The following is a 23,811-nucleotide window of genomic DNA, read 5'->3' on the forward strand; positions in this document are numbered from 1 at the left end:
GGCGGCAGAGCGCTCCCGGCTCCCCCGACCCCGGTTCAGGACCCGGGCACTGTTGTTGCAGTACCGGTTCGTTTGAGGATCGGCCCCGGCGCCTTTCCCCGACGGCACCTAATCTATCGACACGGGACGGGATTGATGAACAAACTGGACAAGACGCTGAACGAAGCCACCGCACTGCAGCAGGCCGGTCGCTTCAAGGACGCCGAGAAGCTTTTTCTCAAGGTACTGAAAGCGCGCCCCAACGACCTGGTGGCCATCTATTCCCTGGCGGTGACCGCGGCGAAGTTCAAGGAGCGCGAGAAGGCTCTTTCCTATTTCGACCGGGCCGCCCAGCTCAACCCGTCCTACGGGCCGACCTGGTACAACCGGGGCCTGGTGCTCCAGGAGCTCAACCGCCACGACGAGGCGGTCGAGAGCTACCAGCGGGCGGTCCAGCTCGATCCCGGTGACTTCGGCTCGCTCTACTCGCTCGGGGTGATCGCCTCCCTGCGCGGCGACCAGGCGACCGCACTGGATTACATGGAGCGCTCGCTCAAGATCAACGACGCCTTTCCCTGGACCTGGTACAGCCGCGGCGTCATCTTCCATCTGCTCCACAAAAACAGCGAGGCGCTGGAGTGCTTCGAGCGGACCCTCAAGCTCGATCCGACCTTCATCCGTGCCATGATCAACCGCGGCAGCGTCCTTGAGGAGCTGGGGCGCCACTCCGAGGCGGTGGAGAACTACGATCGGCTCCTCGCCATCGAACCGGACAACCAGATGGCGCTCGGCAACCGGGGCATCATCCTCACCGAGCTGAACCGCTACGAGGAGGCGGTGGCAGACTTCCAGCGCCTCCTCGCCCTCAACCCCGATTACGACTACGCCTGGGGGCTTCTCTACTTCGCCCAGCTCTACATCTGCCGCTGGGAGCATCTCCCGGAGTACCTCCCCCACATCGAGGAGGGGGTGGCCCGGGGGAAACGGGTCTGCAAGTCGCTGCCGCTCCTCTCCGTGTCCGACAACTCCCTGGATCACCTGCGCTGTTCGCGCATCTTCGCCGCCCAGCACGCCCCGGCCCGACAGAACGCCTGGACCGGGCCGACCTACCGGCACGACAAGATCCGCATCGCCTACGTCTCTCCGGACCTGCGCGAGCACCCGGTCGGGCACCTGACCGCCGGCATCTTCGAAAACCACGACCGATCCCGGTTCGAGACCATCGCCATCTCGCTCGACGGCGGGGACCAGAGCAAGCTGCACCAGCGCATGGTCGCCGCCTTCGACCGGTTCGTCTACGTGAACGAAATGTCCTCCGAGGAGATCGCCAACCTGATGCGCTCGCTGGAGGTCGACATCGCCATCGACCTCGCCGGCTACACCGCCAACAGCCGTCCCGACATCTTCACCTACCGTCCCGCCCCGATCCAGGCCACCTACCTCGGCTACCCGAGCACCACGGGGCTCGACTGCATCGACTACATCATCGCGGACCACACCATCATCCCCGAGGAAAACCGCCCCTTCTTCTCGGAAAAGGTCGCCTACCTTCCGGACACCTACCTTCCGACCGACGCCACCCTGAAGGTCGCGGAAAAGACCCCCTCGCGCAAGGCCTGCGGCCTCCCCGAGAAAGGGTTCGTCTTTTGCTCCTTCAACCACTCCTACAAGATCAACCCCACCATCTTCGGGGTCTGGATGCGCATCCTGAAGCGGACTCCGGGGAGCGTCCTGTGGCTGATGAAGCTCAACCCGGTGGCCGAGGTGAACCTGCGCAAGGAGGCCGAGGCCGCCGGCGTCGATCCGTCCCGGTTGATCTTCGCCACCCGGGTCCCCAAGGTGGAGGATCACCTGGCCCGCTACCGAAACGCCGGCGTCTTCCTGGACACCACCCCGTACAACGCCCACACCACGGCCAGCGACGCCCTCTTCGTCGGGCTTCCGGTCCTGACCTGCTTGGGGAAGGCCTTCCCGGGACGGGTGGCGGCGAGCCTGCTGAACGCCGTCGGGATGCCGGAGCTGATCGCTGCCGACCTTAAGGAATACGAAGAGCTGGCGGTGCGGCTGGCCGAGGACGCGGCACTGCTCACGGGGCTCAAGGAAAAGCTCGCCGCCAACCGGGGCAGCTACCCGCTCTTCGATACCGCGGGCTTTTGCCGCAACCTCGAGGCCGCCTACCTCGAGATGTGGGAGCGCCACCAGCGCGGGACGGCCCCGGAGAGCTTCTCGGTCCCCGCCCCGGCGGGACGTGCGATCCCGGCGGTAAGCGGGACCCCGGCAAAAGCGGCCGGTACCGCCTCCGGCGTTGCCCCGGCGCCCCCCACGCGCGAGATCGAGCGGATCATCGCGCCGGAGATCAAGGACGACGAGATGCACCAGATGATCGTCGAGCTGGCGCAGCGCCCCGACGTCAAAACCATCCTCGAGATCGGCTCCTCCGCCGGCGGCGGGAGCACCTCGGCCTTCGTGGCGGGGCTTTTGCGCAACCCGGTCCGGCCGACCCTCTACTGCATGGAAGTCTCCGGGCCACGCTTCGAGGTCCTTGCCGGCACCTACCGGGAGATCCCCGAGGTCCGCTGCTACCGCGCCTCGTCGGTCCCCCGGGAGCGCTTCCCCTCCGAAGAGCAGGTGCGCGACTTCTACCGCACCACCCGGACCAACCTGAACGCCTATCCCGAGGACGAGATCGTGCGCTGGCTCCGGCAGGACCTGGAGTACATCGCCGAGGCCAAGGTGAACGAGGAGGGGATCCGCACCATCAAGCGGGAAAACAACATCGACACCTTCGACATGGTGCTGATCGACGGCTCCGAGTTCACCGGGGAGGCGGAACTGGAGGAGGTCTACGGCGCCCGCTTCATCCTGCTGGACGACACCGTCGCCTATAAGAACTGGGCCACCTACCACCGGCTCGCCAAGGACCCGAACTACCGCCTGCTCAGGGAGAACCACCGGCTGCGCAACGGCTACGCGGTCTTCGAGCGGGTGACCCCGGCGCTGCGGCCCCAGCCCAACCCGGAGCTCCCGGTCCACTTCTTCACCATCGTCTTGAACGGCGAGCCCTTCATCCGCTACCACCTGGACGTCTTCCGCAGCCTCCCCTTCGACTGGCACTGGCATATCGTGGAAGGGGTGGCCGACCTCAAGCACGACACCGCCTGGTCGGTCCGCAACGGCGGGCGCATCGACGGCTCCTTCCATGACAACGGGGTGAGCAACGACGGGACCACGCAGTACCTGGACGAGCTGCAAAAGCGTTATCCGGATCGGATCACCGTGTACCGCAAGCCGGCCGGCACCTTTTGGGACGGGAAGCTGGAGATGGTAAACGCCCCGCTGGGGCGGATTTCCGAGGAGTGCCTCCTCTGGCAGGTCGACGTCGACGAATTCTGGACCTTCGAGCAGATCTGCACCGCGCGGGAGATGTTCCTGGACGCCCCGGAGCGCCGCGCCGCCTTCTACTGGTGCCGCTTCTTCGTCGGCCCCGAGCTCATGGTGAACAGCCGCTACTGCTACAGCCAGAACCCGACCTTCGAATGGCAGCGGACCTGGCGCTACACCCCCGGCTGCCGCTGGTCCTCTCACGAGCCGCCGCAGCTGGTCGAGCCGCAGGCGACCGGCGCGGCCCGCCCCCTGGCCGAGATGTCCCCGTTCATGCACGCCGAGACCGAGCGCAAGGGGCTCGTTTTCCAGCATTTCGCCTACGTGCTCCCGGAGCAGTTGAGCTTCAAGGAGAGCTACTACGGTTACAAGGGGGCGGTGAAGAGCTGGAAGAAGCTGCAGCAGCAAAGCCGGTTTCCGGTGCCGCTCAAGGATTACTTCGGCTGGGTGCACGACGGCACCACCGTGGACCGGACCCTGGCGCAGGGCGTGCTTCCGATGCCGCTGCCGGCGCAAGGGAAGGGGGGGCTGGATAGGTTCAAGGTCGTCCTGGACGGCGTCTTCCTGCAGCAGTACCGCACCGGGATCGCCCGGGTCTGGCTGTCGCTGCTGCAACAGTGGGCGGGGACCGCGTTCGCCGATCACCTGGTGATCCTGGACCGGGACGGGACCTTCCCGCGGGTGGACGGGTTCAACTATCGGGTGGTGCCGCGCCACGACTACGGCACCCTTGCCGAGGACCGCAAGATGCTGCAAAACGTCTGCGACGAGGAGGGGGCAGCGCTGTTCGTGTCGACCTACTTCTCGCACCCGCTGACCACCCCTGCGTTGCAGATGGCCCACGACATGATTCCGGAGCTGCTCCGGTTCCCGGCGCATCCCATGTGGGACGAGAAGAAAGCGGCCATCGAGTACGCGAGCGCCTTCGTGGCTGTTTCCGAGAACACCGCCCTCGATCTGGCCCGGCTCTATCCCAGGGCCGCCGCGGCCGGGGTGACCGTCGCCCATAACGGGATCGATCCCGGTTTCGGTCCCGCCACGGCCGAGGAGGTTGCCTCCTTCCGGAGCCGGTTCCAACTGGAGGGGGGGTACTTCCTCCACGTGGGGGCGCGCGGCACCTACAAGAACGTCGGAGCCCTGTTCAAGGCGCTGGCAGCGCTGCCGGGAGGGGAGGGGATCAAGGTGGTCTGCACCGGCCGCGCCCCGCTCGAGCCGGAACTCGCCGCGCTGCTGCCGCCGTCCCGGATCGTGATGGCGGGGGAGCTGGACGATGCCGGCCTGCGAGCCGCCTACAGCGGGGCGCTGGCGCTGGTCTATCCCTCCTTCATCGAGGGGTTCGGGCTGCCGCTGGTCGAGGCGATGGCCTGCGGCTGTCCGGTCATCACCGGCAGGCATCCGGTGCTGCGGGAGGTATCCGGAGATGCCGCCCTGTATGTTACCTGTGACGACATCGACGAGATCGTGAAGTCGATGCTTTCGGTGGAGGCGCCGAAACTGAGGGAGCTCCTCGTAGCGCGGGGGCTGCGCCGGGCGCGGCACTTCTCCTGGGAGCGGATGGCGCGGGAGGTGCTGCGGGCCTGCGGTCGTGCCGCCGGACTCACCCAGTGGGAGTGCGCGGCGCTGGAGGCGCGGAAGAAGCATCCGGCGCAAGGCGCCGGGGCGGCGGTTGCTGCCGGGGGGACCGGAGCCGGCTGCTACGCCCCGTAGAGCACACTGACTGATGAAATGAAAAGCCCCCGCAGCGCATGCGGGGGCTTTTTTTTCGTCTGGACGTGTGTTGTAGGAGCGCCATTCCTGTCGCGATCAAATGCCTGTTCTGCTCAGGGTAGATCGAACAGACCAGCAATTGGCTGCCTACCCTGTGGGAGCGCCTTTCCTGTCGCGATCCGCCGAAGGCGCTGACCGTGGTTGCGGATCGCGCCCGGAACGGTGCTCCCACAATTCATCGGCTCTTATCCCACCGGTTTCTCCAGCACCAGCAGGAGGCTGCTGTGGTCGAAGTTTTTCCGCCCCGGATACATCGCCTCCAGGCGCTCCTGCACCGGAGGTTGCATGTTGACCGGGAACATCGGCGTGCACTGAAGGGTCGTGAAGCTGCTCCTGGCGACGATCTCGCGGTAGTCGTCGAGGAAGAAGCGGTTGATGTGGGGCGAGGAGTACACGAAGTAGACGATTTCGCGGGCGGTCTCGGGGTCGGTCTTGCTGCAGAGAAAATCGAAAAGCTCCATCGGCCGCACCAAAAGGTGCGCCCACGGCGGCACCGGGGAGTTGCTGAAACTCCAGCGGTTGCCGGCTCGGTCCTCGATCTCGGGAAGGTGGTGCCCGTTGTAGGATGACCAGAGCGGGCCGAACAGGGCATAGAGCTTGCCCCCCGGTCTCAGCGCCTGCGCCATCTTCTCCAGTGCCAGCGGGAGCTTGGCAATGTGCTCGAAGGCGGCTATCGAGAAGATCGCGTCGAAATAGCCGGTGAGCGCCTCCGGAAGTTCCTCGATCCGGCCGAAGCAGAGGTTGTGCGCGGCAAACTGCGCCGGATCGGCCTGCGCGAAAAGCTTCTTTTCCCCCTGGAGCTCGGGCGGGGTTCCCTGCAGGTGTCCGGTGCTCAGGCTCTCGGTCCAGTAGTCGATCTCTTCCAGGGAGAGCCACTGTGCCGCCTGTAAATCCCCGATCACCAGCCCCTCGGGGAGACTCCCCCCCACTTCCAGGACCTTCTTCCCCTTCAGTCCGATCAACTGCTCCCCATAGAGGAGGTAGTCGATATGGTAGGTGAGGTTGTACTTCTGCTTCAGGGCAGCGGTGTCGGGGATAGCCATGGAGGACCTTTCTCGGAAAATCATGCACGCACCGGCGGTGCGCGGCGGGGGGCGAGACCAACTTTCAGGACAACCCCGTGGGAGCCCCCTTCCGGGCGCGAGTTACTACTTCAGGAACGGGTTCCCCGGGTAGGCCGTGATCTTCCAGTAGCCGTTATACCGGGTCACGTCCACTTCCTGCAGCTTCTGCTTGTAGATGATCGCCAGGAGGTAGTTGTTCTTCTGCAGGTTCTGCGCGCAGCGCGCCTGCCCTTCCTCGGTCTGGCGCCGGAATTCCAAAAACTGCGGGATGGCGTCACTTGCCGGGAGTTCCTCGACCCCTTCGTAGTAGACGTCGAACAGCCCCCGCGTCGCCAAAACCGGCAGGTCGAGCCCGAGCACCACCTTTTCCAGTTCCCGCCGGGAGATCGTATAGATGTAGTTGCCGGCCTTCTCGTAGCCGAGGATCGGCTCCCCGGTGTACTGCGGGACGTCGATCATCGGGTCCTGCGGCTCGATCAGCACCACACCCTTCCGGGCCACCCGGAGCATCTCGTAGAGTGCCACCATCGGCCGGGGAAAATGGTGGAACGCCTCGCGGCAGACGGCCCAGTCGAAGCTTCCGTCGGCAAAGGAAAGCGCCTCGGCATTCTCCACCCGGTACTCAGCAATGAGCCCGCGCTTTTTCGAGTCCTCCAGGAAGGTTCCGCCGATGCTGGTCGGCAGCACGTTGCGGAAACCCTCGCGCATCATCTGGAAGGCGTCGGAGCCGAAGGTGTCGCCGACGGTGAGCCAGCGGTCGTTCTTGGTATGGGAGAGACAATCGAAGACCGGCTCCCACAGGCGCCGGTGCCGCCACCAGTTGGCGGTGTCGGTTCTCAGCCGCGCGTCGAGCGAGCTCTCCAGACTGGTTTCCTTCTCCTCGAATTCAAGATGGGCCCGGTACACCCGCTCCGCGTGACTCTCCCCGGCCACCGGCGGGGCCGCGCCGCCGATCCGTTCCAGGGCCTCCCGGACCGCGTCTCCCATGCCCCCTTTCTGGGCGGCATCGGCGAAAGCCTGAAGCAGCGCATCCTTGTTGCGAAACTCCTCGTCCAATGCCGCGAGGTGCTCCTCGTACCAGCGCAGCAAGAGACTCTTTATCGGGGCGTACTCACTCTGTTTATTCCCGGTCATGCGCGACGCTTCCTCCAGATCGGTTGGGGGTGTTACAACGATGTCAGCGTGAAGCGAAGAGAACTGCTGGATTTGCAACAATGAAGTAAGTATTGAACGGTGACGGTTGACATATAGTGTTCGGCTGGTTGAATATGAAAGCCGCCTTAATATAGCTGGATGCAGATCTTGTGTCAAACGATCAAACCAATAACTGTGACCGAACCGACTCGTCGGCGCAGGATCTGTCGCCCCGCTTTCATAACAGGTGCTTTACTTGACGATTGCGGGGGGAAGGGCTATGTTGGGTGAATTTACAGATTTACCGGTGAAGGAGACCGCTATGTTCAGACGTACCAAGATTGTTGCTACCGTAGGCCCGGCCAGCGAAACGCCGGAGATGATCGACGCCCTGATCACCACCGGGGTCGATGTCTTCCGCCTTAATTTCTCCCATGGGGAGCAGGAACAGAAGGTTCCCATCATCCGCTGCATCCGGGAAACCGCCCGCAAGTACAAGAAGGCGGTCGCGATCCTCGGCGACCTGCAGGGTCCCAAGATCCGCGTGGGGCGGATGAAGGGGGGCGCGCTGGAGCTGGTGGCCGGAAGCGACGTCACCATCACCACCCGGCCGGTGGAGGGGGAGGGGAACCTCATCTCGACGGTGTACCAGGGGCTTCCCAAGGACGTGATCCCCGGGGACCGGATCCTCCTCGACGACGGCCTGATGGAACTGGAGGTGCTTGCCTCCATCGGCGACGAGGTGCGCTGCCAGGTGATTACCGGCGGGATTCTCAAGGACCGCAAGGGGATGAACCTCCCCGGCGCCAAGATATCCGCCCCGGCGCTGACCGAGAAGGATCGCGAGGACCTCGAGTTCTGCATCCGGGAGGAACTGGACTACGTCGCGCTGTCCTTTGTCCGCGAAGCGGCCGACGTCATCGAGCTTAAGGAGATCATCAAGGAGCGCGAGTCGTTTTTGCGGGTCATCTCCAAGATCGAGAAGCCTGAGGCGGTGGCGAACTTCGAGAAGATCCTCGACGTCTCCGACGGGATCATGGTCGCCCGCGGCGATCTCGGGGTCGAGATCAACCCCGAGAAGGTCCCCCTGATCCAGAAGCGGATCATCCGCCTGTGCAACGAGGCCGGCTGCCCCGTCATCACGGCAACCCAGATGCTGGAGAGCATGGTGCAGAACCCGCGCCCGACCCGCGCCGAGACCTCCGACGTCGCCAATGCGATCCTGGACGGCACCGACGCCATCATGCTGTCGGCGGAGACCGCCTCCGGGCGCTACCCGATCGAGGCGGTTTCCATGATGGTGCAGGTGGCGCGCGACATCGAGGCGGAGCCGCTTTTGCCCAAGCCGAGCCTCACTCCCAGTATCGAGCTGAAGGACCACGGCCGGCTTTCCGAGGTGATCGGGCAGGCCGCCTGCCGGGTCGCCGAAGGGGTGAACGCCAGCGCGATCCTCGCCTTCACCCAGACCGGGAGGACCGCGACCCTGGTCTCCAAGTACCGCCCGCCGCTGCCGATCATCGCGGTGACCCCGGCCCAGCAGGTGCGGCGTCGGCTTGCCCTTTACGCCGGCGTGACCGCGATCCGCGTCGATATCGAAGGGGACACCGAGTCGCAGATCCTCTCGGTCGACGAGGCGGTATTGGCAACCGGCCTGCTGAAACCGGACGACGTGGTCGTCATCACGATGGGGAGCCCGCTTTCGACCACCGGCACCACCAACCTGCTCAAGGTGCACCGCCTCGGCGAGGCGCCCAGGAACTGGGGCGGCGAGTAGCCTTGAGGAGGACGGCATGAAGATGACCCTGTTGGCCCTGCTTCTGGCGACGACCTGCGCTGCAGTTCCCGTGTTTGCCTTCGAAAAGGACGTGATCGAGACCTCCGCCGGGCCCCTGGAAATCACCTTCATCGGGCACGGCTCGCTTATGTTCCGCTACGACGGCGAAGTGATCCAGGTCGATCCCTACAGCAAGCTTGCCGACTACGCCGGCTTTCCCAAGGCGGACCTGGTGCTCCTCACCCACGAGCACCAGGACCACCTGGATCCCCAGGCGCTCCGGAAGGTCCGCGGCGACCAGACCGCGATGATCCTGACCCAGCGCTGCGCCGAAAAGATCGGGGAGGGGATGGTTATGCAAAACGGTGACGCCCGCAAGGTCGCCGGGATCAGGATCGAGGCGGTCCCCGCCTACAACATCGTACACAAGCGCGAAAGCGGCGAGCCGTTTCATCCCAAGGGGGCCGGCAACGGGTACGTGCTCACCTTCGGGGACAAGCGGGTCTACATCGCCGGCGACACCGAGAACATCCCCGAGATGTCCGAATTGAAGGCGATCGATGTCGCTTTTCTCCCGATGAACCTTCCCTATACCATGACCCCCGAGATGGTCGCCGATGCGGCGCTCCGTTTCCATCCGAAGGTACTCTATCCGTACCATTACGGGGAGACCGATCCCTCCCGCCTCACCTACCTGCTTCGGAACCACCCCGAGGTGGAGGTCCGGATCCGGAGCATGAAGTAACCAAGCCGTCCCGCCCAAGTTCCCGTTGCAATCTCCCATCAAGGTCGCTCGTCACCCTAGGGGCGCAGCATGCTGCGCCCGTCCGTCCGCGGACTCCCCCTTTTGACGAAGGGGGGGACGGGGGGATTTGCCTCTCCTGGCTACGCTCGCTTTCCTTCTTGACTATATCCAAAATTATGGATATATTCCCGGCCATGGAAACCGTCGCCCAGATATTCCGTTCCCTCGAAGATGAGACCCGGCTGCGCATCATGGCACTGCTGCTGGAGCAGGAGGAGCTTTGCGTCTGCGACGTCATGGCTGTGCTCCAAATGCCGCAATCCACGGTCTCCCGGCAGTTGTCCCTGCTCAAGAAAGCCGGCTGGCTCAAGGATCGCCGCGTCGGTGTCTGGATCCACTACTCGGTCAGCCGCACGCTTTCCCCGATGCACCAGTACCTCCTCCCGGTGCTGCGCAACTTCCTGGCCGTAACCGATGCCGCACGACTGGACCGCGAGCGGCTCGCCGAGCGCAGGAAATCTTGTTGTCCTTGAGTTGTGAATCCACGATTTCGGATATAAGGAGGTAGTGGTGAAAAAACGGGTTCTTCTTCTTTGTACCCACAACTCGTGCCGATCCCAGATGGCGGAGGCGCTGATCAACCATGACCTCGGGGAGCGTTACCAGGCCTTTTCTGCCGGAACCGAGGCGACGCGGGTGCATCCTTGGGCCCTCCGGGTGCTGGAGGAGATCGGCATCGACGCGTCCGCTCAGTATTCCAAGACTCTCGACACCTTCGAGGGGGAGACCTTCGACCACGTCATCACCCTGTGCGGCTCCGCCAACGAGATCTGCCCGACCTTTTTCGGTGGGGTGCGCCGCGTCCACCTCGGTTTCGACGACCCCTCCCGGGCCGCAGGCGACGAGGCCGAGATTCTTGCCGAGTTCCGGCGGGTCCGGGACGAGCTGCGGCTGCGGTTGGCCGACTATCTGAAGGAGGCGGATCGATGAGCGAGGTGAGCAAGAATCTCTCTTTCCTGGATCGCTGGCTCACCGCCTGGATCTTCGCGGCGATGGCACTGGGCGTGGGGCTCGGCTATTTCGTTCCCGGCGTCGAGGATTTCGTGAACCGCTTCCAGGTCGGCACTACCAACATCCCGATCGCGGCGGGGCTCATCCTCATGATGTATCCCCCGTTTGCCAAGGTGCGCTACGAGGAGATGCCGGAAGTCTTCCATAACAAGAAGGTGCTCGGGCTCTCCCTGGTCCAGAACTGGGTGATCGGCCCGGTCCTGATGTTCGGCCTGGCGATCGCCTTCCTGTCGGACCGCCCCGAGTACATGGTCGGGCTCATCATGATCGGGCTGGCCCGCTGCATCGCCATGGTCATCGTCTGGAACGAGCTCGCCCAGGGGAACACCGAGTACGCCGCCGGTCTCGTCGCCTTCAACAGCATCTTCCAGGTTCTCTTCTACAGCGTCTACGCCTGGCTCTTCATCACCGTGCTCCCGCCGCTCTTCGGGCTCTCCGGGAGCGTCGTCGACGTGAGCATCGCCCAGATCGCCAAGAGCGTCTTCATCTACCTCGGCATCCCCTGCATCGCCGGCGCGCTGACCCGCCTGGTGGGAGTGAAGATGATGGGCAAGGAGCGCTACCACCGCGAGTTCGTGCCCCGGATCGGTCCGCTCACCCTGGCCGCGCTTTTGTTCACCATCGTGGTCATGTTCAGCCTCAAGGGGAAACTGATCGTATCCATCCCGATGGACGTGGTGCGGATCGCCATCCCGCTTCTCATCTACTTCGTGATCATGTTCCTGGTGTCGTTCTGGATGGGGAAAAGGCTCGGCGCCGACTACGGCAAGACCACGACCCTGGCCTTCACTGCCGCGAGCAACAACTTCGAACTCGCCATCGCCGTCGCCGTCGCGGTGTTCGGGCTCAACTCCGGGGCCGCCTTCGCCGCGGTGATCGGCCCCCTGGTCGAGGTGCCGGTGATGATCGGCCTCGTCAACGTGGCCTTCCGGTTCCGGCGCCAGTTCGCCGCCTGAGCCGGGAAAATTTCGGGTCCGGAACAGATGGAACGGAGGGGAGCGCCATGGAAGATTTCGCCGCCGTCTACCGGGAATTCCAGCCCAAGATCCAGCGTTACCTGACCAACCTGGTCGGGGAAGCCGACGCACCGGACCTCGCCCAGGTGGTCTTTCTGAAGGTGAGCCGTTCGCTCGACGGTTTCCGGGAGGAAGCGTCCCTCTCCACCTGGATCTACCGGATCGCCACCAACGCCGCGCTGGACCATCGGCGTGCGCTGCGGCATCAGGGGGCGGAGGAGCTGCTCGACGAGGAGGCGGTGGCCGACCTTCCCGATGCCGGAGCGGAGCGCTCCGACCAGCGGCTGATCCGGGAGGAGATGAGCGACTGCGTCCGCGCCATGGTGGACCGTCTCCCCGATGCTTATCGCACGGTGCTCCTTTTGAGCGAGTTCGAGGAACTCTCCAATCCTGAGATCGCCGGGGTGCTCGATTTGAGCCTGGATGTCGTGAAGATCCGCCTGCATCGAGCCCGGACCCGCCTGCGGGAGGCCATGCGGGTGCAGTGCACCTTCTACCGCGACGAGCGCAGCGCCCTGATGTGCGACCGGAAATGAAAAAAGCAGAGCAAGCGCGTATCCCTTCGCCCCGTCCCTCCGTCTAAGCAGGCAGCAGGATATTCCACCGACGGAGGTTGCCATGGACATGAAAGGATGCTGCGGGATGGACCGCAAGGGAGAAGACGCCGGTTACGAAACCGTACGGATCGAGATGGCGAAGAACAACTGCCATCTCTGCGACGAGTTCGCCGAGCGGCAAAAGACGAAGCCGGTCGCGGTGCTCTGCTGCGAGGGGGCCTGCCTGCGCGGCGAGATCGCCCGCCGGGCGGCGAATCTCCTCTGCCACGAGCTCGCGCCGCAGAAAACGGTCCGGGTCTGCCTGGGGGGCGCTTTCACCAAGAACGGCGGGCAGCGAAACCTCGTCGCCACCGTGGATCGGGTGATCGCCCTGGAGGGGTGTTTCGTGAACTGCTCCTCGCGCATGATGCGCGGGGTGGTGGACGGCCTCGCCCCCGAGCCGATCGTCGCCGACCGGCTCTACGAGTTCGACCGGTCCCTCTACGGGGCCGATGAGATGCCGGAAGAACAGATCCGGGCCCACGCCCGGACGGTCGCCGAGAAGGTTGCGGCCATGTTGTAGCAGTAAGATTTGGGCCGGGCCGGCAGCGGTCCGGCCCGGATCCCGCAGCGCTTGGCGCTACTGCAATTACCCGATGCCGTAGACCGCGGCAGCGTCCGGCACCCCGGAGCGCTCCGGGAAGGAGAATCTTATGAACGTCAAGACGGTGAAGAAACTGGGAGGGGGACCTTTGAAGGTGAAGGTTGCCGCCCCTGCGCAGTGCGGCGCTCCCTCGGACTCCGGCTCCGACAAGCCACCCTGTTGAGGCCCTCCCGTCTCCGCCGGCGGCGGAGCTATTGACGAGAAGGTTCCCGGTTTTGCCGGGTGGCGGGAAACCCCTGCCGGGCGGGTGGCCCGCATCGGCACCGTCTTGCAGGCTGCCGATCACCTCGGGGCCTGCCTGGCCCGCTGGGGGATCAACCGGATGCACTACCTGGTTCCCCCCGGGCTCTACGCACTGGGCAATCCGACCCCGGAGTCGCCGGTCCTGGTAACCGCCAATTACAAGATGAGCTTTGACGCGGTCCGCTCCGAGCTGGGCGGGCATGACGTGTGGCTGCTGGTCCTCGAGACCTACGGGATCAACGTCTGGTGTGCGGCGGGGAAGGGGACTTTCGGGACCGAGGAGCTGGTGAACCGGATCCGGCTAAGCCGGCTGGACCAGTTCGTCTCCCACCGCCGTCTGATTCTCCCGATTCTGGGGGCCCCCGGCGTGGCGGCGCACGAGGTGACCCGCCAGACCGGCTTCGCCGTCCGTTACGCCACGCTGCGCGCCGCGGACCTGCCGGAATACCTGGCAAACGGAGCGGTGACGACGGCCAGGATGCGGGAGATCACCTTTTCCTTCTACGAGCGCCTGGTGCTGATCCCGGTCGAGGTGATGCTGGCGCTGAAGCCGATTGCCTGGGTCGGGGCGGTTCTTTTCGCGCTCTTCTACGCGGTGGGTGGCTTAAGCGCCGCCCTCACCGCCTTCGGCGGTTACTTCGGCGCCTGCCTCACCGGCATTGCGGTAACCCCGGCGCTCTTGCCGTGGCTTCCCGGACGGAGCTTCGCCCTCAAGGGGGCGGTGGCGGGAGTCATCTATACCGCCTGCTTCTACCTGGGGGCCGGCGGTGCGAGTTGGGGGTGGCCCCTTGCCGCTGCCGCCTTTTTCGCCTTTCCCGCCTTCAGTTCCTTCTACGGGCTGAACTTCACCGGCTGCACCACCTACACCTCCCGTTCCGGCGTGAAGAAGGAGATGCGGCTGAGCCTCCCGGTGATGGCGGGGAGCTTGGCGGTGAGCCTGTTGCTGGTCGTGGCGGCCTGGTTCGTTTGAGGAGAGAGCTATGAAAGGATTTCGTTATCTGGAAGACGTGACGACGCTTCAGTTCGATCCGGCGCGCTGCACCGGGTGCGGCCGTTGCGTCGAGGTATGTCCGCACCAGGTATTTGCGGTGCAGGGGCGCAAGGCGGAGCTGATGGACCGCGACGCCTGCATGGAGTGCGGCGCCTGTGCCAAGAACTGCGCCGCCCGGGCCATCACTGTCGATGCCGGGGTAGGCTGCGCCAGCGGTCTGATCAACGAATGGCTGCAAGAGCGAAAACTGCTGAAGGGGATCAAAACGGGAGGGTGCTGTCAATGATCAAGGAACAATGATCAACAGCATACGAAGGGATAAGCCTTGGCATAGATGCCGAGGCTTTTTCGTCTTGCAGTCATGATGGAAATGCCGGCGATGGTTTTGATCATGGTTCATGGTTCATTGTTTCATTGATCAGGCTTTTCCCCTCCGCCTCGGAAAGTGCCGCCACGAACCCTTTCTCCTCGATCCGGCGGAAGAGCTCCGCCGTCCGCTGCGCCGCACACTCGGCCAGCTCGGACACCGTCTCCCTTCTTTGCTCCCCCGTGCCGGGGTGCCGCCAGCTCTCCGGCTCCGGCTGCGGTCTTCCCCTCCTTACCAACGGGTAGAACAGGTGGCGCTGATCGCTGAACGGCGCGCCGCAGATCCTTCCCACCACCCCCGCGAACACCTTCCAAGGCAACCGGTCGTACATCCCCTGGAACCGGCAGTGCAGCTCCAGGGCCCGCTCCAGGGTCGCCCGTGGCAGCCTTCCTTCCGGGTCGAATACGAGCCCCAGCGCCTCTACCAGCGCGCCGCGGGTGGCCGGGGTTACCAGCTCGCGCATGCGCCGTACCGGCGGCGTCTCGCCCCGGCGCAGAAAGTCGGTGTCGATGCGGGTCTCCAGCCGATAGTGCTCTCCCATCTTTTTTCCGGTGCGGGCAAAAACGTTCGGGTGGATCGCCATGTCCGCCTGCATGTGGCTGACCACCCCGAGCAGGCAGGCGAAGACGGGAGCGGGGAGCGAACCGGCTTTCTGCCAGGCCTGCACCAGGGGGAGGTAGCTGTCGTGAGGCGGATCGTGGAAGTGGTGCGAGAGCCCCAGGGCAACGCGGGCATGGGGCCCGCGAAAGACGTGCAACAGGGTGTCGGGGAGGACCGCCCCGGCCAGGTACTCGGCACGGTGCGCCGCGACGGTTGCGCCGATGCCGCTTCCGGAAAGCCGCTGCCGGGTTTTATCCGCAATGATCCAATGGGTCAGTTCCTTGGGCATGAATACCTTTTCGTCAGCTCGATCCCGTGCCTTTGCCGGGGCGTTGCGCTCACGCCCGTGGGGAATCTCGGCACGGCGCTCGACCGGGTCATCTTAAAGAAAAATGTCTCCTCGGGCAACCGAAACCTCAGCAAATCCGCGGCATCGCCCGGCTTGACTAAGTTGGTCGACCTGCTACAAATCTTGATGGCGTGAAGGGGCGGTTAAAGGAGACTAATAAATGGAAAAAGAAATGGTGAGAATAACAGCGTGCGATGTCGTCGACTGCTCATACAACAAACACAATGCCTGCCACACCCTGGCGATCACCGTCGGGGGGCCCGGCGACACCTGCCCCAACTGTGATACCTACCTGCACGGCACCCAGAAAGGGGGACTCGTCGACATCCAGGGTGGAGTCGGCGCCTGCAAGGTCGAGAAATGCACCTTCAACAATTCCCTCGAGTGCACCGCCACCAACATCACCGTCGGCAAGCACCAGGGACACCCCGATTGCTTCACCTATAAACCGAGGAGCTGATGCGGGGGAACCCGCTTTTCTTCCTGTTTTCCCCAACCTGAACCTCCGCTCCTTCCCGCTGTCTGCCCGAACTGCGGCGGACTCTCTGCTTGATCAGGCAGCACCCGGTACCGCATGTTGATGAAGAGATGGTTTCGTTTTACCGGAAAAAGCGCGGCAGGGATGCCGCAGCCAGTATCCCTGCCGCCCGCATCGGCACCACGGCAAGGAGGATCCGGATGGCTCGCGAGGTTTATGTCGACCAGGATGCCTGCATCGGGTGCGAACTCTGCACCGCCGTTGCCCCTGAGCTCTTCCGCCTCAGCGCGTCTTCGGTCGCGGAGGTGCACGGCCAGATTGCAGCGAGCGAGGCCAAGGCCCAGGAGGCGATCGACGGATGTCCCGTGGGGTGCATCCACTGGCGCTGAGCAAACCCAAGAGGAGGGGAACCATGACGACCGCGATACGCGAGGAAAGGCTTCAGGAGTTGGCGGAAAGTTCGTACCGGATACTGAAGGAGACCTACCGGGGGCTCGGCACCCTCCGCGAGTTGATCAAGGAACTGCACGATTCCTGCCTTTCCGGCGACGGCCCGGATTTCGACAAGGTCGCCGCGATGACCCTGACCTTCGATGAGGTCTACGGTGAGTTGGAGCGCTACCTGCGCCCGGAGGTCGATCCCGACAGTGCCGACGATGCTGCCATGCCCGAGGCGCCGCCCTCCTGAGCGCCGCCCGTGGTGAGAATTCCGAAAGGCCCCCCGGCTCATGCCGCGGGGGCCTTTCTATTTGTGCATCTCGAAATTTCCGGGGAGCCGGGGGAGCTCGATGACCAAGACCGGGTTATTGCCTTCCGAAACGTATGGTTCGTGGCATAGAGGTGATGCCGGCCATGCGACTATCTGTCATAGGCGCTGCAAAAAGCTCTATCAAATTCAGCACAAAGAAAAGATTAGCTTTGGTTAATTGAGTTGAACTTTTTCTTGTGGGAGATAGACTTGGGAGGCCGTTTAATCAGACAGTCAAAAGAGCAGCTCAATACCGGGTATTGGCGGTTTTCAGACGTCTCCCTTCATCATGAGCGGCATTCATGATCGACTTCAAGGTCACTGAGACAGTCGGTACCGACCGTGAAACTGTAGTACGTGTCGCGATAGCAAGATGTTTTGTCTTGTAGTGGGTGTCGCAGCAGTCGGTGTTTCGGGAAGGGGAGCCGCGTGATTGACCGGAGCGATCTCGACAGGATTTTTTACCTCGTAGCAGTCGCGTTGATTACCGCTGGGGTTTATCTCAGCAGCTTCTATTCCTACATCCTGTTCCACAGCCTGGTGGAAATCGCCACCATCGCCATCGGGTTCACCCTTTTCATCCTCGCCTGGAACACCCGCCGCATCGTCCCCAACGGCTGCATCCACCTGATCGGGGTCGGCTATGCCTTCGCCGCCTTCATCGACCTGTTCCACACCCTCGCGTACAAGGGGATCAACGTCTTCCCCCATTCCACGGCGAACCTCCCCACCCAGCTCTGGATCGCCGCCCGCTACCTGCAGGGGGCGACCCTGTGCCTGGCGCCGCTTTTCACCAGGCGCCGGGTGAACGACACCGCCACCTTCCTGGGCTATTCCGGCGCCCTGCTCGGGTTCGCGGTCACTCTCGCCACCGGGCATTTTCCGGACTGCTTCATCGAGGGAAAGGGGCTCACCCCTTTCAAGGTCGCCAGCGAGTACGTCATCATCGGGATGATCGGGCTCGCGCTGGTGCTTTTCTACCGCCGGCGCGAAGAGTTCGACCGCCAGGTCTTTCTCTACATCGTCTGCTCCCTGGGCGGCACGGCCTTGTCCGAACTCTCCTTTACCGCGTACCTGAGCGTGTACGGCTTTTCCAACCTGCTCGGCCACCTGCTCAAGCTCGCTGCGTTTTACCTCATATACCGGGCGCTTTTGGCGACCGGGCTCACCCATCCGTACCTCCTGATCTTCAGGGAATTGAAGGCGGCCGAACAGGCGCTGCGCCGGGAGCGGGAGCTTCTCGAGGAGCGGGTTGCGGAGCGGACCCGGGAGCTGCGCACCAGCCAGGAGAAATACCGGGTCCTGTTCCAAAGCGCCTACGACGCGGTTTTCATCCACGAGGTACTGGCGGACGGGACTCCCGGGCCCTTCATCGAAGTAAACGATGCCGCCTGCAACCTCCTCGGCTACCGCCGGGAAGAGCTGGCGCGGCTCAGTCCGCTGCAGATCGACGAGCCCGAACGGCGCGACAAGATCTTCTCCGTGATGCAGGCCCTGGCCCGCAACGGCCAGGCCGCTTTCGAGACGGTGCAGGTTGCCAAGGACGGGAGGAAGATCCCGGTTGAGGTGAGTACCTGTCTCACCGAAATCGAGGGGAAAAAGCTGATCTTTTCGCTGGTGCGCGACGTGACCCAGCGCCGGGAGGCGGAGGAGTCGCTGCGCCGGCTGACGGACCTTTTGGAGGAACGGGTCCGCGAGCGGACCCGGGAACTTGAGGAGAAAAACGAGGAGCTGGAACGGCTGAACCGGCTTTTCGTGGGGCGCGAGTTGCGCATGGCCGAGCTCAAGGAGCAGCTCGCCAAGCTGCAAGGTAGTGACGCTCTGGAGCATGCCTGATGGCAGGGGGGGACCTGGGACGCAAGCTGCTCGGTTGCCGGAGCGACCGACCCGACCGAGGCGCCCGCCGGCTCGGTGCGAGCCTTGAGGCGGAGGGGGGGCGATGACCCTGCTGACTCGGATTCCGCTGCGCTGGAGCATCCCGCTCGCCCTGCTCCTTTTGTTGCTTCTGGCCGAAGCGGTGACCTTCGGATACAGCCGCCGGGCCGCCGACGCCCAGGAAGAGGCTGCGGCCCTGGAGCTGGTGACCCAGGACATGCACCAGCTCCAGGAAACGATCCGGTACCGTCTTTCCCCAGACGACTGGAGCGGCGCTCAAGCCGCCCTCTCCACCTGGGGCGGCCATCCCGCGGTGCAGCGGCTCGTGCTCACCGACGAAAGCGGCAAGGTGACGGCAAGTTCCCGGGTGGAGTTGGTGGGACGGCCGGTAGCAAGCGTCTTCCCCGGCCTCGATCCGCAGCTGGCGCGGCGTGCCGCCGCCACCTTGGCCGGACAGGTGGCACCCGCCCCGGACCGGAACACCATCGTAGCCTGCTCTCCGATCCCCTTCGGCACCCGCGGCAAGCTGGGAGCGCATCGGCTCGGCATGCTGTACCAAAGCTACGACATGAGCTTCCGCAAGGCGGTCCGGCGCCACGCTTTGCAACGCCACGTGCTGATCACCGGCTCCTTTCACGCGGCCTGCATGGTGGCGCTGGGGATCTTCCTGCACCTGGTCTTTTCCCGCCGGGTGGGCGTCTTGGTCGCCGCCGCACGCCGCTTCACCGCCGGCGATCTCGCCGCCCGTGCCGGGCTGGGGGGGGAGGACGAACTGGCCCAGCTCGGCGCCGCCTACGACCGGATGGCGACGGAAATCGGGCGCAGCCACGAAGCCCTGCGGCAGGTTGCCGACAAGTACCGGGTGGTGGCGGACAACACCTACGACTGGGAGTTCTGGATCGACGCCGCCGGTCAGTTCGTCTACACCTCGCCGTCCTGCCAGCGGGTCAGCGGTCGCACGGCCGGGGAGTTTCTCGCCGATCCGGAGCTGATGGAACGGATCGTCCATCCGGACGATGTGCCGCTGTTCCGGGAGCACCGGCACGATTTGGGGAACGGCGCACCGGCCACGGCGCGGCTCCAGTTCCGCATCTTCCACACCGACGGAAGCCTGCGCTGGATCGAGCACGCCTGCCGTCCCATTCACGATGCGGCCGGCAACTTCCAGGGGATCCGGGGGAGCAACCGGGACATCACCGAGCAGATCGACGCCGACGCCGCGCTGCGCAAGGTGTCCCGGGAACTCGAACAGCGGGTGGAGGAGCGAACCGGGGCCCTGAACCGCAAGACCACCGAGCTGGCCGACAGCCAGCGGGCCCTGATCAACCTCGTGGACGATCTCAACCAGAAGACGGCAGAACTTCAGGGAGTCAACGTGCGACTGACCGAACTGGACCAGCTGAAATCCATGTTCATCGCCTCGATGAGCCACGAGCTGCGCACCCCGCTCAACTCGATCATCGGCTTTTCCAGCATCATGCTGCACGGCTGGACCGGGGCGATCAACCATGAGCAGCAGGAGAACCTGGAAATCATCCTGCGCTCCGGGCGGCACCTTTTGAACCTGGTCAACGACGTCATCGACGTCTCGCGCATCGAGGCGGGGCAGGTAGGGGCGGTGGTGGAGGAGTTCGACCTGGGAGAGCTGGTAGCCGAGGCGGTGAACCTGGTGCGCCGGGATGCCGAGGAGCGCGGGCTCGCGCTGCGGGTTGCCGCGGTGCCGGTCGCCCTGCGGACCGACCGGCGCCGGCTCCTCCAGGGGGTCTTGAACCTCCTCTCCAACGCGGTGAAGTTCACCAAGCGCGGGGGGATCGACCTTACCGTTTCGATCGAGGGAGCCGGAGAGCCGAGCCGGGTGGCGATCGCGGTCCGCGACACCGGGGTCGGGATCCGGGAGCAGGATCTCACCCGGATGTTCCAGCCCTTCGTCCGGTTCGGCCCACCGGACGAGGCGGCGCCCGGTACCGGGCTCGGGCTTTACCTTACCCACAAACTGGTCACCGAGGTCCTGCACGGCGAGGTGACCGTGGAAAGCGAACTGGGCCGGGGGAGCCGGTTTTCCATTTCGATTCCGGCGAGGCTGCCATGAAAAAGGTCCTGGTCATCGAGGACAACAAGGACAACATCCGGCTGGTTCGCTACGCCCTGGAGCGGGCCGGCTACCAGGTGCTCCCGGCGGAAACCGGCGAAGCGGGGGTGGCCCTGGCGCTTGATGAGGATCTGGTGTTCATCGTCATGGACATCAATCTCCCCGGTATCGACGGTGTCGAGGCGACCCGGCGCATCCGCAGCATGCCGCAGGGAGCCACCATTCCGATCGTGGCGATCACCTCCTTCGCCATGTCCGGCGACCGCGAGCGGATCCTGGAGGCGGGATGCACCGCCTACTTCGAAAAGCCGATCGACCCGCTCACCCTCGTGGAGCGGATTCACCAGGCGATCGGGATCGGCTAGGCGCGGGGAGAAACCGGGCCCGCCTGCCGATGCGGCACGGGCCGCGCCGCTCCCACCGGGGGCTTGAACTGTATTGCAACCTTTTCGGAGGTGAAGGGCATGAAGATACTGGTAGTGGACGACAACGCCAACGACCGCCGGGTCCTGCGCTACTACCTGGAGCAGCATCACTGCGAGGGGGTCCTGGAGGCGTGCGACGGCCTCGAGGGGTACAAGATGGCGCGGCAGCACCGCCCCGACCTGATCGTCTCCGACGCCCTGATGCCGCGTATGGACGGGTTCGAGTTTCTCCGCAAGGTGAAGACGGACCAGCTTACCAGGGAGATCCCCTTCGTCTTCTATTCCTCGGTCTATACCGGCTCCCGGGACGAGGAACTCGCCCTGCGCCTGGGGGCGGAAACCTTCATCACCAAGCCGAAGGAGCCCGAGGAGTTCTGGGACGAGCTCTCCACGGTGATGCAATCCATGTCCCAGGGGGAAAAGCCCCCTCCCGCCGAGCCGCTCGACGAGGAGAGCGAGTACCTGAAACGGTACAGCAGCATCGTGGCGGCCAAGCTGGAGGAGAAGGTCCAGGAGCTGGAAGAGAGCCTGCAGCGCCGCCGGGAGGCCGAGGAGGCGCTGCGCAAAAGCGAGCAGCTGTTGGCGACCGTGTTCGAGAACATCCCGGACCTGACCATCGTCGAGAACGCCGCCGACGATACCCTCCTCAAGGTGAACCGGGCCGGGGAGGAGCTTTTGGGCTACCCGCGGGAAGAGCTGCTCGGGAGGCGCCCCCAGGAGGTCTTCCCCCAGCGGCTTGCCGAACTTTTCACCAGAAGGAGCGGGGAAGCGATCGCCGGTGCGGGGATCGTGGAAATCCCGGAGGAGGTCCTCCCGACCCGGCTCAAGGGGGAACGGACGGTCCGGACCAAGAAGATACCGATCGCCGACGAGGGGGGGGAGCCGCGCTACCTTTTGCGGATCTCCGAGGACATCACCGAGGGGAAACGGGCCGAGGAGGAGCTCTTCAAGCTCTCCTCGGCGATCCACCAGAGCCCGGTCTCGATCATGATCACCGACGTGGGGGGATGCATCGAGTTCGTCAATCCGAAATTCACCGAGGTTACCGGGTACCTGGCGGATGAGGCGCTCGGGCAAAACCCGCGCCTGGTCAAGTCGGGGAAGACCTCCCCCGAGGAATACCGTAACCTGTGGCTGACCATCACCTCGGGGAACGTCTGGCATGGCGAGCTCTACAACAAGAAGAAAAACGGCCAGCTCTACTGGGAGCACGTGACCATCGCGCCGGTGAAAAACCGGGAGGGGGTGATCACCCATTTCATCGCCATCAAGGAGGACATCACCGAGAAAAAGACGCTCGAGGAGCAGCTGCGCCAGGCCCAGAAGATGGAGGCGATCGGGCAGCTGGCCGGGGGGGTGGCCCATGACTTCAACAACATGCTGATGGTCATCTTCGGCTACGCCAACATCATGCAGATGAAGATGGCCGAGGACGACCCGCTGCGCGCCAACATGGACAAGCTTTTAGCCGCCGCCGAGCGCGCCGCCGGGCTTACCCGCAGCCTGCTCGCCTTCAGCCGGCGGGAGCCGATCGATCCCCGCCCGCTCAATTTCAACGACGTGGTCCGCAAGGTGGAGAAGCTCCTCACCCGGATCATCGGCGAGGACATCGCGGTCCGTACCGAGTTCGGTGAGGAGCCGCTCCGGGTGAACGCGGACAGCGGCCAGATCGAGCAGGTGCTCATCAACCTTGCCACCAACGCCCGCGACGCCATGCCGCAGGGGGGTACCCTCAGCATTGCCACCGAGGCGGTGGCACTCGACGCGGAGCAGCTCGCGCTGCGCGGTGCGGAAGGGGCCGGCCGCTACGCCCTCATCTCGGTAACCGACACCGGCACCGGGATGGAGCAGGGGGTGGCGGAGCGGATCTTCGAACCCTTCTTCACCACCAAGGAGACCGGGAAGGGGACCGGCCTGGGCCTTTCCATCGTCTACGGCATCATCCAGCAGCACAGCGGGTTCATCACGGTCAACAGCGAGCCGGGGCAGGGGACCACCTTCCGGATCTACCTCCCGATTCTCCCCGAACCCCAGTGGGACGGCCGGGTTCCGGTCCAGCCGCCGCGGCCGCGCGCCGGGACCGAGACCGTGCTGCTCGCCGAAGACAACGCGGAAATCCGCCACCTTGCCCGCCAGGTATTGACCGACTTCGGCTATTCGGTGATCGAGGCGGTGGATGGGGTCGAGGCGGTGCGGATCTTCCGGGAACAGGGGGATAAGATCGCGCTCCTCGTCCTGGACCTGGTCATGCCGCACATGGGGGGCAAAGAGGCACTCCGGGAGATCCAGCAGCTGGGCGGGCGCGTCCCCGCGGTGTTCATCAGCGGCTATCCGAAGGACCTGGTGCAGAAGGGGGGAGGGATGCCGGAGGGGAGCTTCGACCTCCTGATGAAGCCGATTTCTCCCCAGGCCCTGCTTTTGAAGGTGCGCGAAGTCCTCGACCGCGGACCGGAAGAGCCGGCAGGGTAGTCGGACCGGGAGTGGAGCGGGAGGATCTTTGCGTTTACGTGTTGCC

The 23,811-nt window shown here is 64.5% G+C and carries 20 protein-coding genes; 17 read left to right on the plus strand and 3 right to left on the minus strand.

Annotated elements, in window-relative coordinates:
• Nucleotides 1-135 precede the first annotated feature (135 nt).
• On the plus strand, nt 136-5,067 hold the full coding sequence (locus tag JFN93_RS23895) for an O-linked N-acetylglucosamine transferase family protein (RefSeq protein WP_199386901.1): 4,932 nt from the start codon (nt 136-138) through the stop codon (nt 5,065-5,067).
• A 245-nt stretch (nt 5,068-5,312) separates the two neighbouring features.
• Here the strand turns inward: JFN93_RS23895 and JFN93_RS23900 are convergent, their stop codons facing one another.
• Both JFN93_RS23900 and JFN93_RS23905 read right to left on the minus strand, forming a co-directional pair.
• The gene (locus tag JFN93_RS23900) at nt 5,313-6,170 is read right to left on the minus strand and encodes a methyltransferase domain-containing protein (RefSeq protein WP_199386902.1); all 858 of its coding nucleotides are present in this window, start codon (nt 6,168-6,170) and stop codon (nt 5,313-5,315) included.
• A 105-nt stretch (nt 6,171-6,275) separates the two neighbouring features.
• Nucleotides 6,276-7,325, minus strand: a complete 1,050-nt coding sequence (locus tag JFN93_RS23905) for a class I SAM-dependent methyltransferase (RefSeq protein WP_199386903.1) — start codon at nt 7,323-7,325, stop codon at nt 6,276-6,278.
• A gap of 322 nt (nt 7,326-7,647) precedes the next feature.
• Here JFN93_RS23905 and pyk point away from each other — a divergent pair, with 322 nt between their 5' ends.
• From pyk to hgcB, 9 genes are all read left to right on the plus strand, one after another.
• A complete protein-coding gene (gene pyk / locus JFN93_RS23910; protein ID WP_199386904.1) occupies nt 7,648-9,099 on the plus strand; it encodes a pyruvate kinase in 1,452 nt (483 codons plus the stop codon).
• A gap of 16 nt (nt 9,100-9,115) precedes the next feature.
• The gene (locus JFN93_RS23915) at nt 9,116-9,844 is read left to right on the plus strand and encodes an MBL fold metallo-hydrolase (RefSeq protein WP_199386905.1); all 729 of its coding nucleotides are present in this window, start codon (nt 9,116-9,118) and stop codon (nt 9,842-9,844) included.
• Nucleotides 9,845-10,038: 194 nt separating this feature from the next.
• Entirely contained in the window at nt 10,039-10,377 is a 339-nt protein-coding gene (locus JFN93_RS23920) for an ArsR/SmtB family transcription factor (RefSeq protein WP_199386906.1), read from the plus strand.
• 37 nt (nt 10,378-10,414) lie between these two features.
• Nucleotides 10,415-10,834, plus strand: coding sequence for an arsenate reductase ArsC (locus JFN93_RS23925; protein WP_199386907.1), 420 nt, complete (start codon nt 10,415-10,417; stop codon nt 10,832-10,834).
• The gene (gene arsB / locus JFN93_RS23930) at nt 10,831-11,871 is read left to right on the plus strand and encodes an ACR3 family arsenite efflux transporter (protein ID WP_199386908.1); all 1,041 of its coding nucleotides are present in this window, start codon (nt 10,831-10,833) and stop codon (nt 11,869-11,871) included. The genes JFN93_RS23925 and arsB overlap by 4 nt, the downstream gene beginning before the upstream one ends.
• A 47-nt stretch (nt 11,872-11,918) precedes the next feature.
• A complete protein-coding gene (locus JFN93_RS23935; protein WP_199386909.1) occupies nt 11,919-12,467 on the plus strand; it encodes a sigma-70 family RNA polymerase sigma factor in 549 nt (182 codons plus the stop codon).
• An 82-nt stretch (nt 12,468-12,549) separates the two neighbouring features.
• The gene (locus tag JFN93_RS23940) at nt 12,550-13,050 is read left to right on the plus strand and encodes a putative zinc-binding protein (RefSeq protein WP_199386910.1); all 501 of its coding nucleotides are present in this window, start codon (nt 12,550-12,552) and stop codon (nt 13,048-13,050) included.
• Nucleotides 13,051-13,180: 130 nt separating this feature from the next.
• A complete protein-coding gene (hgcA, locus tag JFN93_RS23945) occupies nt 13,181-14,344 on the plus strand; it encodes a mercury methylation corrinoid protein HgcA (protein ID WP_264175415.1) in 1,164 nt (387 codons plus the stop codon).
• Between the two features lie 10 nt (nt 14,345-14,354).
• Complete coding sequence (gene hgcB, locus JFN93_RS23950; protein WP_199386911.1) at nt 14,355-14,651, plus strand: mercury methylation ferredoxin HgcB; 297 nt, start codon at nt 14,355-14,357, stop codon at nt 14,649-14,651.
• 103 nt (nt 14,652-14,754) lie between these two features.
• On the opposite strand, the gene JFN93_RS23955 is transcribed toward hgcB, so the two are convergent.
• Nucleotides 14,755-15,621 carry a zinc dependent phospholipase C family protein gene (locus JFN93_RS23955; RefSeq protein ID WP_199386912.1) on the minus strand — a complete coding sequence of 289 codons (867 nt, stop codon included), beginning with the start codon at nt 15,619-15,621 and terminating at the stop codon, nt 14,755-14,757.
• A 220-nt stretch (nt 15,622-15,841) separates the two neighbouring features.
• Here JFN93_RS23955 and JFN93_RS23960 point away from each other — a divergent pair, with 220 nt between their 5' ends.
• The 7 genes from JFN93_RS23960 (at nt 15,842) to JFN93_RS23990 (ending at nt 23,765) form a co-directional block, all read left to right on the plus strand.
• Nucleotides 15,842-16,141, plus strand: a complete 300-nt coding sequence (locus JFN93_RS23960) for a DUF1540 domain-containing protein (protein ID WP_199386913.1) — start codon at nt 15,842-15,844, stop codon at nt 16,139-16,141.
• A gap of 218 nt (nt 16,142-16,359) precedes the next feature.
• On the plus strand, nt 16,360-16,548 hold the full coding sequence (locus JFN93_RS23965; protein ID WP_199386914.1) for a ferredoxin: 189 nt from the start codon (nt 16,360-16,362) through the stop codon (nt 16,546-16,548).
• 23 nt (nt 16,549-16,571) lie between these two features.
• Nucleotides 16,572-16,847, plus strand: a complete 276-nt coding sequence (locus tag JFN93_RS23970) for a hypothetical protein (protein WP_199386915.1) — start codon at nt 16,572-16,574, stop codon at nt 16,845-16,847.
• Between the two features lie 489 nt (nt 16,848-17,336).
• Nucleotides 17,337-18,743: an MASE3 domain-containing protein gene (locus JFN93_RS23975; RefSeq protein WP_199386916.1), complete on the plus strand. Its 1,407-nt coding sequence runs from the start codon at nt 17,337-17,339 to the stop codon at nt 18,741-18,743.
• 103 nt (nt 18,744-18,846) lie between these two features.
• Nucleotides 18,847-20,871 carry a sensor histidine kinase gene (locus JFN93_RS23980; RefSeq protein ID WP_199386917.1) on the plus strand — a complete coding sequence of 675 codons (2,025 nt, stop codon included), beginning with the start codon at nt 18,847-18,849 and terminating at the stop codon, nt 20,869-20,871.
• Nucleotides 20,868-21,236, plus strand: a complete 369-nt coding sequence (locus JFN93_RS23985) for a response regulator (protein ID WP_199386918.1) — start codon at nt 20,868-20,870, stop codon at nt 21,234-21,236. Before JFN93_RS23980 ends, JFN93_RS23985 begins: the two co-directional genes overlap by 4 nt.
• Before the next feature lie 99 nt (nt 21,237-21,335).
• Entirely contained in the window at nt 21,336-23,765 is a 2,430-nt protein-coding gene (locus JFN93_RS23990; protein ID WP_199386919.1) for a hybrid sensor histidine kinase/response regulator, read from the plus strand.
• The last annotated feature ends 46 nt before the right edge of the window (nt 23,766-23,811 follow it).

It is taken from the genome of Geomesophilobacter sediminis (assembly GCF_016458275.1).
In the GTDB taxonomy this organism is placed as follows: domain Bacteria; phylum Desulfobacterota; class Desulfuromonadia; order Geobacterales; family Geobacteraceae; genus Geomesophilobacter; species Geomesophilobacter sediminis.